The 11,337-nt window shown below is 71.4% G+C and carries 12 protein-coding genes; 4 read left to right on the top strand and 8 right to left on the bottom strand.

Annotated elements, in window-relative coordinates:
• Window positions 1–10: 10 nt before the first annotated feature.
• Genes AWQ71_RS14880 through AWQ71_RS14870 form a run of 3 tightly spaced genes read right to left on the bottom strand, consistent with a single transcriptional unit; the run spans window position 11 to window position 2,311 of the window.
• Window positions 11–907: a 5-oxoprolinase subunit C family protein gene (locus tag AWQ71_RS14880; protein WP_084258889.1), complete on the bottom strand. Its 897-nt coding sequence runs from the start codon at window positions 905–907 to the stop codon at window positions 11–13.
• A complete protein-coding gene (locus AWQ71_RS14875; protein ID WP_067133000.1) occupies window positions 891–1,523 on the bottom strand; it encodes a 5-oxoprolinase subunit B family protein in 633 nt (210 codons plus the stop codon). The genes AWQ71_RS14880 and AWQ71_RS14875 overlap by 17 nt, the downstream gene beginning before the upstream one ends.
• Window positions 1,524–1,534: 11 nt before the next feature.
• The gene (locus AWQ71_RS14870) at window positions 1,535–2,311 is read right to left on the bottom strand and encodes a LamB/YcsF family protein (RefSeq protein ID WP_245658290.1); all 777 of its coding nucleotides are present in this window, start codon (window positions 2,309–2,311) and stop codon (window positions 1,535–1,537) included.
• Between the two features lie 181 nt (window positions 2,312–2,492).
• Between AWQ71_RS14870 and AWQ71_RS14865 the strand changes: the two genes are divergently transcribed.
• Window positions 2,493–3,191, top strand: a complete 699-nt coding sequence (locus AWQ71_RS14865) for a GntR family transcriptional regulator (RefSeq protein ID WP_067132997.1) — start codon at window positions 2,493–2,495, stop codon at window positions 3,189–3,191.
• A 6-nt stretch (window positions 3,192–3,197) separates the two neighbouring features.
• On the opposite strand, the gene AWQ71_RS14860 is transcribed toward AWQ71_RS14865, so the two are convergent.
• Window positions 3,198–4,475, bottom strand: a complete 1,278-nt coding sequence (locus tag AWQ71_RS14860) for an amidohydrolase family protein (RefSeq protein ID WP_218001781.1) — start codon at window positions 4,473–4,475, stop codon at window positions 3,198–3,200.
• Window positions 4,476–4,553: 78 nt separating this feature from the next.
• Between AWQ71_RS14860 and AWQ71_RS14855 the strand changes: the two genes are divergently transcribed.
• Window positions 4,554–5,102, top strand: coding sequence for a MarR family winged helix-turn-helix transcriptional regulator (locus AWQ71_RS14855; protein WP_067132991.1), 549 nt, complete (start codon window positions 4,554–4,556; stop codon window positions 5,100–5,102).
• 14 nt (window positions 5,103–5,116) lie between these two features.
• Here AWQ71_RS14855 and AWQ71_RS14850 read toward each other — a convergent pair whose 3' ends face one another.
• From AWQ71_RS14850 to AWQ71_RS14840, 3 genes are all read right to left on the bottom strand, one after another.
• Entirely contained in the window at window positions 5,117–6,364 is a 1,248-nt protein-coding gene (locus AWQ71_RS14850; RefSeq protein WP_067132988.1) for a serine hydrolase domain-containing protein, read from the bottom strand.
• A gap of 130 nt (window positions 6,365–6,494) precedes the next feature.
• Window positions 6,495–8,816, bottom strand: coding sequence for an HNH endonuclease signature motif containing protein (locus tag AWQ71_RS44385; RefSeq protein ID WP_067132985.1), 2,322 nt, complete (start codon window positions 8,814–8,816; stop codon window positions 6,495–6,497).
• A 251-nt stretch (window positions 8,817–9,067) separates the two neighbouring features.
• Entirely contained in the window at window positions 9,068–9,730 is a 663-nt protein-coding gene (locus tag AWQ71_RS14840) for a MerR family transcriptional regulator (protein WP_067132983.1), read from the bottom strand.
• A 90-nt stretch (window positions 9,731–9,820) separates the two neighbouring features.
• Between AWQ71_RS14840 and AWQ71_RS14835 the strand changes: the two genes are divergently transcribed.
• Window positions 9,821–10,270: a DUF4188 domain-containing protein gene (locus tag AWQ71_RS14835; RefSeq protein WP_245658289.1), complete on the top strand. Its 450-nt coding sequence runs from the start codon at window positions 9,821–9,823 to the stop codon at window positions 10,268–10,270.
• A 126-nt stretch (window positions 10,271–10,396) separates the two neighbouring features.
• Entirely contained in the window at window positions 10,397–10,645 is a 249-nt protein-coding gene (locus AWQ71_RS14830; RefSeq protein ID WP_067132978.1) for a hypothetical protein, read from the top strand.
• A gap of 190 nt (window positions 10,646–10,835) precedes the next feature.
• On the opposite strand, the gene AWQ71_RS14825 is transcribed toward AWQ71_RS14830, so the two are convergent.
• Complete coding sequence (locus tag AWQ71_RS14825; RefSeq protein ID WP_067133183.1) at window positions 10,836–11,300, bottom strand: GNAT family N-acetyltransferase; 465 nt, start codon at window positions 11,298–11,300, stop codon at window positions 10,836–10,838.
• Window positions 11,301–11,337 lie beyond the last annotated feature (37 nt).

Raw genomic sequence — 11,337 nt, 5'->3', positions numbered from 1 at the left:
TTGAGTAATGTCACCTCGGGGTTGTAGTGGCGGACGCCACCCGGAAGCGGATCCGCTGGCCGGGGCGGGCCTGGGCGGCGCGATCCACGTCGTCGCTGCGGACCACCGCGATCACCGGATAGCCGCCCGTCAGCGGATGGTCGGCCAGGAAGAGCGTGGGCTGCCCCGACAGAGGCACCTGGATCGCCCCCGGCACCATGCCCTCGCTCGGCAGCTCTCCCTCGCGTGCCCGTTCGAGGATCGGCCCGCGCAGCCGGATGCCCACCCGGTTGCTGTCGGTCGTCACCTGGTACGGCTCGGCGCACAGCACGCGCAGCGCGTCGGGGGTGAACCAGTCGTCGCGCGGGCCGGGCAGGATCTCCAGGACGAGGTCACCGTCGGCGGGTTCGGGAACCGGGGCGAGGTCGACGGCGGGGAACACGTCGGGCAGTGGCCCGACCGGCAGCAGCTCTCCCGGCGCGGGCAGGTCGGGCCCCAGGCCGGCGAGGACGTCCGTGGCCCTGGAGCCCAGCACCGGCGGCACGTCCAGGCCGCCCCGCACGGAGAGGTACGTCCGCACGCCGCGAACCGGGGGCCCGAGCTGGAGTGTGGCCCCGCACGGCAGGCGTTCGACCGAGTGGTGCCCGATCGGCCACCGGGCGCCCAGCGGGCCGGTCACGGTCGCCGGGCAGGCGGCGCCCGCGAGCGCGATCAGCAGGTTCCCGTGCGCCCGCACGCACAGGCCGCCGAACGTCACCTCCAGCGCGGCCGCGCCCTCGGGGTTGCCGACGAGCCGATTGGCCAGCCGCAGCGCGCCCCGGTCGGCGGCACCCGAGCGCCCCACGCCGAGATCGCCGCGTCCCGGCCGCCCGAGATCCTGCACCGTGGTCATCGGCCCGGTCGCCACCACCTCAAGCAGCCGGTTCATGCCGGTTCCTCGCCGCCTCCGTGAACCTGACCCTGGTGCCCGGACGCAGCAGGGCGGGCGGGTCGGCGTCCAGATCCCACACCACCGCCTCCGTACGGCCGATGAGCTGCCAGCCGCCCGGGGACTCGCGCGGGTAGACGGCGCTGAACCCGGCCGCCAGCGCCACCGATCCGGCGGGCACGCGGACCCGCGACTCGGCCCGCCGGGGGACGGCCAGCCGCGGGTCGCCGCCGGTCAGGTACCCGAAACCGGGAGCGAAGCCGCAGAACGCGACCGTCCAGGGGGTGGCCGTGTGCGCCGCCACGATCTCGCGCTCCGCCAGCCCGGTCAGCGCGGCCACGTCTTTCAGGTCCGCGCCGTCGTAGACGACCGGGATCCGCACCTCGCCCGTTTCGCCGCGCGCGCCGGGCACGGGCCGTACGGAACGGAGCGCGGACTCGATCGCGTGCGGCGTCGCCGGGGGCTCGAACCGGACTAGGAGCGTGCGCGCCGCCGGGACGATGTCGACGACGCCCTCCGGTGGGCTCGCGGCGAGGGCGTCGTAGAACGGGAGGACCTCGCCGAGGTCGTCCAGCTCGACGAGGAGGGCGCGGTCGCCGCAGCGGCGCAGGCGCATCGGGCCTCCCCTCAGACCTGGCTGAACGGCATGAGGGCGACGCCCGCCGCCTCCAGGGCGGCGCGGACGCCGCGCGCGATGGCCACCGCGTCGGGGCTGTCGCCGTGGACGCAGATCGAGTCGCCGCGCACGACCAGCGGGTCTCCGGCCACGTCGGTGATGGGTTCGCCGCGCGCCATCCGCACGCACCGCCCGGCCACGACGCCGGGGTCGTGGACGAGGGCGCCCGGCCGGTCACGCGGCACCAGCGTCCCCTCCGGCGTGTACGCCCGGTCGGCGAAGCACTCGGTGACCGCGGTCAGCCCGGCCTGCTCGGCGCGACGCAGCCAGGCGGAGCCGGGCAGGCCGAGCACCGGCAGCCCGGGATCGAAGGCGCGTACGGCGGCCACGACGGCGGCGGCCTGCTCCTCGTGCCGCACGATCGCGTTGTAGAGCGCGCCGTGTGGCTTCACGTACCCGACCCGGCCGCCGGCCGCGCGGGCGAACGCCTCGAGGGCGCCGATCTGGTACAGCACGTCGTCGGCGAGCTCGCCGGGCGGCACCTCGATGAAGCGTCGGCCGAATCCGGCCAGGTCGCGGTATCCGACCTGGGCGCCGATCGCCACGCCGCGCTCGACCGCGGTCTCGCACGTACGGCGCATGATCGACGGATCGCCGGCGTGGAAGCCGCAGGCCACGTTGGCGCTGGTGACGATCCCCAGCAGGGCGTCGTCGTCGCCGAGCGGCCACCGGCCGAAGCCCTCGCCGAGGTCGGAGTTGAGGTCGATGCGGACGATGGGGTCAGGCACGATCAGCTCCAGAGGGCGGCTTTTCGGATGGATCGCCCTCAGGGAGAACGTAAGGATTGTTGAACAATCCGGCAATCCTTCGCGGGTAGATTCTGTCGATCGTCTGCTGTCGGGGAGACCCGTCGCGTCCTAAGCTCGGTGTCCCAGGTCTTGCGCGTTTCCCGAGAGAAGGGCTGCGGTGATGACCGCGACGGCGGAGTGGGCGAGCCGGCTGAGCGCCGCCAGGCCGGCGCTCGAACGGGCCAGCACCGCCGAGCTGGTCGCCGGCGTCCTGCGCGAGAGCGTCATCGAGGGCTCGCTCCCCCCGGGCACGCGCCTGTCGGAAGAGGTCATCGGCCAGGCGCTCGGCGTCTCGCGCAACACGCTCCGCGAGGCGTTCCGGCTGCTCTCCCACGAGAACCTGCTCGTCCACGAGTTCCATCGCGGGATGTTCGTGCGCAGGCTGACCGCCGCCGACGTGGCCGACATCTATCGCATGCGGCGCCCGCTCGAAACCGCCGGCCTGCGCGCCGCCGGCTCCGCCCCGGCGGAGGCCGTACGCGAGGTGGCGCGCCGGGTCGAGGAGGGCCGGGCGGCGGCTGAGGCGGGCGACTGGGGCGGGGTCGGCACGGCCAACATGCGCTTCCACGGCGCGCTCGCCGCGCTGCTCGGCAGCCGCCGGGTGGACGAGGCGATGGCCCGCGTCCTGGCCGAGCTGCGGCTGGCCTTCCACGCGGTGGGTGAGCCCCGGCCGTTCCACGAGCCGTACCTGGACGGCAACGCGCGCATCGCCGCCCTGCTCGCCGAGGGGAAGTACGAGCGGGCGGCGGACGAGCTGCTCGCCTATCTCGACGCCGCCGAGGCCCAGCTTCTCGCGACGTATGACGAGCGCTCCGCCTGACCCGGATCAGACGGCGGTGGGGAGCAGCCGCTCGCCCGAGCGGCGGGCCAGGTCGAGCGCGCGCGGCAGGTCCGCGCGGACCAGGCGGCCGCCCCGCTTGACCACTTCGCCACCGACGATCACCATGTCGACGTCGCTCACGTCGGCGGCCGTCACGACGGCCCCGACCGGGTCGTGCGCCGGCGCGAGATTGGGCAGGTTCGTGTCCAGCATGACGAGGTCCGCCCGCTTGCCCGGACGCAGCGATCCGATCCGGTCGGCCATGCCGAGGGCGGTGGCGCCCTCGATGGTGGCCATGCGCAGGATGTCGGCCGCGGTCGGCCGCGTGCCGACGCCGTCCTCGAAGTGCCGGAGCCTGGCGGCGGCGAGCGCGGCGCGCATGACGCCGAACATGTCTCCCGGCACCGCGGCCACCGTGTCCACGCCGAGCCCGGTCGGGATGCCGAACCCGCGTAACCGGCCCGTCTCGGGGGAGCCGTGGCCCATCTGCGACTCCACAGCGGGCGCGATCGAGGCCGTCCCCCCGCTGTCGGCGACCATTTTCATCGACCGGTCGGTGAAGCCGTTGGCGTGCACGAACATGACGTCGGGGCCGAGCAGCCCGGCCGTGTGCAGCCGCTCCACCGGCTCCTCCCCGGTCGCGTGCAGGCTGATACGGAGCCCGAGTTCGCGGGCGAGCCGCCAGTCGGCCACGGCCGCCTCGACGGAGCCGTACACCGGTCCCCACGCCGCGAAGGCGGGGGTGACCAGGCCGGAATCCCCCGAGGGGAAGTGCCGGGCGAAGACCCGCCGTGCCTCCGCCTCGTCCCTGGACGCGTCGTCGGTGCCCGGATGCGCGTACGCGAAGACCACGCGGGCGCCGGAGTCGCGGAGGCCCTCGACGGCGGCGTCGGTGTGCGCGGGGGTGAGCTGGATGTGCGACCAGTCGTACACGGTGGTGATCCCCGCGTTGAGCGCCTCGATGGCGCCCCAGAGGTTCGCGGCGTAGACGTCCTCGGGCCGGAACGCGGGGGCGAGCCGGCCGAGAACGATCGCCAGGTAGTCGCCGAGGGTGGCGTCGGCGGAAACGGACCTCAGCACGCTCTGCCAGACGTGGCGGTGGGTGTCGACGAAGCCGGGAAGTACGATCCGGCCCGTGGCGTCGATCACCTCCGCGCCGTCGGCGGGCAGATCGGGGCCGACCGCGGCGATCGCTCCGCCAGTGATGAGGACGTCGGTTCCCCGGTGGACGCGTACGTCCGGCTCCGTGTCGATCACGATGCCGTTCCTGATGAGCAGGCTCATGGGCAAAGACTCCATTTCAGAAAGCTTTTGAAAAAGCTTGTTGGAAAGCTATCAAGAGGCGCGGATATCCTCAAGCGCATGAACGAGGGGCGGGTGACCGGCCGGGATCGCGTCGACGCGATGATCGAGGCCTGGAGGGCCGAGCTGCCGGAGGCGGCCACGACGCAGTTGGAGATCGTCAAGCGGGTCGGGCGGCTCAAGGCGCGGATCGAGACGGTCACCCAGGCCGTGCTCGCCGGATACGGCCTGACCTATGCGGAATTCGACGTTCTTGCGACGCTCCGGCGGGCCGGGCATCCGTACCGAGTCAAGCCCAGCACGCTCGCCGCGCGACTGATGCTCACAACCGGCGGGACCAGCAACATCCTGCAGCGGCTGCTGGCCGCGGGCCTGGTCGAGCGCGAACCCGACCCCTCCGACGGTCGCAGCTCATGGGTCCGGCTCACTCCACAGGGGGTGGAAAGGGCCGAGGAACTGTCCCTCGCCACCACGGAGGCGCACAAGGACCTGTTCGCGGACGTTCCCGAGGCGACCGCGCGCGCCCTCGCCGACGTGCTGCGCGACGTCCTGCTCGCCCTCGGGGACCGGCCCGACGACACGCCCCGCCGGAGAGCGCGGCCGACCTGATCAGCCGGGTCTTTCTAGGTGAGCGAGCCGTAGACGGCTTCAGCGAGACGGTAGGCCCGGCGGCTGCCGGCCACCGACCCGACCATGCGGTTCATCGTGTACGCCATGGCGAGACCGTGCTCGACGTCTCCGAGGCCCAGGGAGCCACCCAAGCCGGTGTGGCCGAACGCCGACTCCACTCCGCGAGCGGGAGTGAGGAAGGTCATCGCCGGACGCATGTAGCCGAGGCCGAAGGCGCTGTCCAGGTACAGGACCCGGTCGGGACCGCCGACACGCGGGCGCATCGCGTCGCCCAGCGTGGAGGGTGCGAGGATCTCGCCGGCGACCAGAGCACGGTAGAAGCCGGCCAGCGCCCGCGCGGTGGTGACCATGCCGAGGGCGGGCCAGCCCGCGCGCAGGATCACCGGGTGGTTTCCGCCGCCGGGCAGCTTATGGATGGGTGGGTTGCCGAGCGCCCGGTTCATCAGGCTGTCCTTGTCCCGTGTCGCGGCGGCCATCGCCGCCACCGGGCCGTCCCCGGCGGGGGGCTCCGCGACACCGGCTCCGCCCGCAGGGGCCGCACGCTCTCCGGTCCGGGCCGCATGCTCTCCCGCTCGGGCCGTACGCTCTCCGGCGGAGAGGCGGGCGGCGCGAGCCGCAACGTCGGGTGGGGCACCGAGCCAGAGGTCGAGCTGGTGAGGCCCGGCGATCTCCGCCGCGACCAGCTCCCCTGTGGACATGCCGGTTACCCTGCGGATGAGCTCGTCGATCAGGAAGCCGTACGTCACGGCGTGGTAGCCGTGCGCCGTTCCGGGCTCCCAGAGTGGTGCCTGTGCGGCGAGCCGGTCCGCGATCGCGGGCAGGTCCTCGAACTCCTCCAGGGGGACCGGCTCCTCGATCGCGGGCAGGCCGGCCTGATGGGTGAGGACGTGTTCGACGGTGACACGGGCCTTGCCGTCGCGGGCGAACTCCGGCCAGTACGCGCTCACGGGAGAGCGGACGTCGACCAAACCCCGCTCCACGAGCAGCAGCATGGCGGTGGCCGCGACGGCCTTGGTGCACGAATAGGCGAGCACAGGTGTGCCGGCCTCCCAGGGGCGACCCGTGTGCCGGTCGGCCACGCCGCCCCAGAGGTCGACGACGGGCTCGCCGTCGAGGAAGACCGCGAAGGCGGCGCCCACCTCCTCGCCGTCGGAGAAATGCCGGTCGAAGACCTCGCGTACCCGGGAGAATCGCGGGTCGCAGTGTCCGGACGTGGTCACGGGGTGATCGCCGACTGTCATGGCCGTCCCTGTTCAGAAGCGCTCGCTCGGCAACCGACCTTAACAAGGGCACCCCCTCCCTCCTAGAGGGCTGGACGACTGCCCGGGAGCAAACGGGTACTGCGTCGTCGGGCTTCAGAAGGGCGGGATGTCAGGGCGGGATGTCGTGCGCCGGATCAGGTGGCGGGTCCGAGCCCACGGACCCCGCACCTGCTGTCGGCGCCGGAGCGGGCACTTCGTCCACCTCGTGGTGGTCTGTTTCTGTCTGGGGCCAGCTGTTGGGAGCGAAAGGTTCGGGCATCGGTTCGATGATCGGTGGCGGTTGGACCGGATAGCTGTGGCCGGTCCGGCTGATCCAGGTCAGGTGCCCTGAGCTGGTTTGTACGACCTGCCAGCCGTTGTCCCGCAGGTCATGGTCATGCGCGCATGCGGCGGCGAGGTTGCTGTCGGTCGTGGGGCCGCCGTTCGCGTGCTGGCGGGTGTGATCCATCTCCGAGCGCGTGGCCGGAGCACGGCATCCAGGGTGCGAGCACACTCTGTCTCGGACCTCGATCCGCCGCCGCAGCCCAGCTTTCGGGAACCGCCGCCGCTCATCCCCGGCAGCGGTTCGGCGTCCGGTCACGGATCCTCGCGCGTGGTCAGCCGCCTCATCGACGGCTTCGTCGTATTGGCGCATGATGTCGGCGATTACACCGGCCCAGCCACCCTGGGCGTACATGTCCGCGCACAGTGCGCGCAGCAGTGACAACGGGAGCTGAAGCTCGACGATCCCGCGGCGGCGAAGCGACCCCGACCTGGCGCGCAGGTCCCTACTTGGCCGGTCGTCACTTGGCCGGTCGTCCTTTTCCTGACCGGCAGCCGATGTGCGGGCAGGCGTCACCCCCGTCCCGGCCGGGCCCGCCGGGTCTGTCCCGTCCCCATCGCCGGGTGGGGAGGAAAGGCCGGGAGGCAACCAAGGACCGGGAGGCAAACGAGGACCGGGTGCTGGGCCGGGTACAGGGCGGCGGGGCCATCCCGCGGGACGGGCCCACCCTCTGGGGCGTCGCCGGGTAATCCCAGCAAAGAGAAGCCGGCCCTCCTCGTCGCAGACGGCGAAGCGCCACTCGCCGCTGATCTGGTGTTTGGCAAGCCTGCGTGCCAATTGGGCGTGGACGGGTCCCCACCCGGCGAGTTCGCCGGGCAGGTCGTCCAAGTGCATCAATGTGGACACCTGGACCCGCAGCTCACCCGCCGCGAACCCAACCGGGCCCGCCCTGCCCCTCTCAATGTTGGTCCCGACGCCTGTCGTGCGGGTGGGGCCTGGACCTGGACCGCTGGAACCGCCTTCAGCACCCGTCCCCGAGGCCGGGCCGACAGGGCCACCATCGCCAGAGCTGGGAGCAGAGCCGGGGCCAGAGCCGGGGCCTGCGCCAGGGGTGGGGCCTGGATCAGGACCGGTGTCGCCGAGGTCGTCGTCGTTGTCAGTCGGGTCGGCAGTCCTGGCTTGGCTGGCGTCATCGTCGATGTCGCCGGCGGTGTCGTCGGGGTCGCCGCTGCCGGTGTGGAGGCCGGTGGCGTCCTCAGCATTTGCCTCGGCATCGCCGGTGTCGTCGAGGTCGACGGTGCTGAAGGGGTTGTCGGAGAGTTGGTCGTCGTGGTCGTCCTCATCACCCGCCGCCTTGCGGGCGGCCTCCTCGAACAGGACGGCGATGATGGCGTCGTCGTCCAGGCCGGACATGCTCCCGTCCAGCAGACCGAGGAACACATCCGCCCGCACGTGATCGATCGGGGCGTGCAGGCCGGACCTCTTGGTTCGTACGGCGATGGCGTCCACACGGGCGATCGCGGCGGCGGCCTGGTCGACCGGCAACTGCTGGCCCATGATGCTGGCCGAGCCATCCGCGTGCCGGACCCCGATCACCCGCCGTTGCTGGACGGCCCGTTCGTACTTGCGGCGGGCCCAGGCAGGATCGGCGGCGATCAGCAGCTTCCTGATCTTCTCCCGCAGCTCGGTCGTCGTCCACTTCCCCGCCTTGGGCAGCAGATGAGCCGCCACAGCGCGGGCCAGTTCGACGGGGACGTCTTCGAGCCAGTCGCAGAACACCACGGCCCGCGCCTTGTCGATCAATCCCGCCGACAACGCGTCCCTGACGGCGGGGAGACGGACTTTCAAGTCGTAGGCGATGCCGTATTCACGCTCGGCGGCACGGCGGGTGAGCCGCAAAGCCGCTCGGATTTCGTCGGGTGAGTTATTGTCCGGTTCGGACATTTTCTCCATGCCGCTGGCGGAAATTTCGTACAGTCCGACTTCGGCCATCACGACGGCTTTCCGGGCCTGCACGTGTGCTTCGAGGCGGGCGTAGGCTTGCAGGACGGTGACGGCGTCGTAGCCGTCCAGCCTGGCGATGTCGATCTCGGCCAGCACGGCGGCCAGTTCGACGCCCGGGGCCATCTCGCCCAGGGTGTCGGGTATCGGCTGCCGTTCGACAATCACGCCGCAACGCTAACAACCGCCACCGACAAAAACGCCGCCCCGTGAGCCTGTATAAAGAGGTCGGGAAGTATCTCCTGGGGTCACAGATCCGACCGAGGAAAACATTCCGAGTTCCGTCAATAAGCGGCATTCCGTAATAAGCGCGAAAAGGTAAATATGGGCTCTTGGGGGGAAATCTGGGAAGTTGTCCGGTAAGGCGACTTTTCCCTATTGTGCCGCTCGCGGTGCGCCGGAGCGGCCGCCCTGGCGGGTCACCGGGTCGTGTCGCCGCTCGGGCAGGGACGGGCGCCGAGGATGCGGGTGGACTCCGACTCCTGGGCCAGGCGGCGCAGTACGTCGAACGCCTTGCCGTACAGCACCTCGCAGATCACCAGCGTCTCGACGGCGACATCTCGGGGGCCGTCGAAGGGGATCTTGGTGATGTCGAGGTCGCGGACGAGGTCGAGCGCGGCCGACGCGTACGGCAGCAGGTCCTCCTGAGAGGTGGGCATCCCGAGGCGCTTCAGCGTGACGACGCTCTGCGCCAGCTCGTCCCGCGTGGGGGCGAGCGGGTGGACGCTCCAGCCGAGGCCCGCGATCATGCGGTCGACCAGCTCTCTGGCCTCGCGCCAGTCCTCGTCCTCGGGGGGCGGCTCGACCGGTGTGGAGAGCGCGTAGTGCGCGGTGCCGAGCATGTCGTGGAAGTCGATCCGCTCGTCGTCCACGGCGGCGATGACCTTGCGGATCGCCGCGACCGGCAGCCGGCCGACCTCCAGCAGCGCCCTGATCAGCCGTAGCCGGCGCAGGTGCTCCTGGCCGTACTCCGCTCGCGTGGCCGACGTCTGATCGCCCTGGGGGAGCAGTCCCTCGCGCAGGTAGTACTTGATCGTCGGGATCGGGACCCCGGATTCGGCGCTGAGCTGGGAGATTCGCATGGCTGGATAGTACTGCTTGCCAATATCACTCGATAGTTCTACTATCCAATTATTAGGTAGCAGGACTATCCAATGGGAGGCGTCATGCGCATGAGTGCGCGCATGGAGGGCGACTTCGTCGTCTTTCTGATCGGTATGCGGATCAACAGGTTCCGGTCCCTGCGCAAGTGGCTGCCGGTCGCAATGGCCATGCCGCCGATGGTCAAGGAACTGCGAGCGGACCCCGCGCACGGCCTGCTCGGCTTCGAGAGCTTCTTCAACGGGCGCACCACGCTGATGGTCCAGTACTGGCGCAGCACCGATCACCTCATCGCCTACGCGAAGAACCGCGAGGCGACCCACTGGCCCGCCTGGAAGCGCTTCTTCCGTGAGGCGTACAAGAGCGAGGCCGTGGGTGTCTGGCACGAGACGTACACGGTGAGCGGATACGAGACGGTCTACGTCAACATGCCGCCGTTCGGCCTCGGCGGGGCGGGTGAGCTGGTCCCGACCAACAAGATCGGCGACAGGGCGGCCGAACGGCTCGCCGGTCTCCGCTGACGCCGATCGGCCTCCCGAGGTGATCGTGAACCCGGAGTCAAGGATCTGTCGCGCCGCGATGTCATTGAGTTACTCTCCGTACAGGTTCGGCACACCACCGGTCAACCGGAGCACGGAGAAGCAGCCATGGGCAGGCACAGGCGCGACAGGAGCCGACGCGGCGGGACGGGCATCGAGACCGTGGCCGATCTCATCGAGACCCTGGAGCGGTTCGACCCCGAGCTGGAGGTCCGGTTCGCGGTCCAGCCCCGGCTGCCGATGAGCTACGTCATCGGGCCGGTCACCGAGTACGACGACATCCTGTGGATCGGCGAGGCGGGGCTCGACGGCTACGTCCCGGACGACGCCGCCTTCCGGCTCGGCTGGCAGGAATGAGGTACGACGGCCGGGCTCGCGCTGCCCGCGACGGCCGGGTGCCCGCCGCCCGCGACGGCAGGGGTCGCGCCGCCCACGATGGCCGGGTGCCCGCCGCCCGCGACGGCCGGGGTCGCGCCGCACACGATGGCCGGGTTCCCACCGCCCACGATGGCCGGGGTCGCGCCGCGTGCGGCGGTCGGCGCGCCGCTCAGGTCGCGTCCGGCCGCCAGACGTAGCGGACGTCCGGCTCGCGCTCCTCGTTGTCGCGGCCGTCGGTGTGCTCGACCGCGACGAACCCGTTCCGCTCGTAGAAGCGGCGGGCCGGGCCGTTGACCTGGAACGTCCACAGCTCCAGCCCGTCCGGGCGGCGTTCCTTCGCCAGCGCCACGAACCGGTCGCCGATGCCGCGCCCGCGCCGGTCGGGATCGAGGTAGAGCTGGCTGAGGAGGCCGTCGCCGAGCACCATCATCCCGACCACCGTGCCGTCCAGCGTGGCGACCCAGGTCTCGCGCGCGGGCACGACAACCTCGCGGAAGTAGGCCCGGATCTCGTCGTCGGTGTGCGCCCGGCGCACCCCCGGCAGGGCGGCGTCGTACGAGCGCAGCCACACGTCGGCCACGGCGGGGGCGTCGGCGCCGGTCGCCCGGCGCAGGGTGACATCGTCCATGGTCATGACGGCCACTTTCTCAGCCGGCCCCGTCTCGGCGCAC

It is taken from the genome of Microtetraspora malaysiensis, assembly GCF_001528665.1.
GTDB classification, from domain to species: domain Bacteria; phylum Actinomycetota; class Actinomycetes; order Streptosporangiales; family Streptosporangiaceae; genus Microtetraspora_A; species Microtetraspora_A malaysiensis.
The sequence above is the reverse complement of the archived record's forward strand: the minus strand, read 5'-3'. Positions and strand labels throughout refer to the sequence as shown.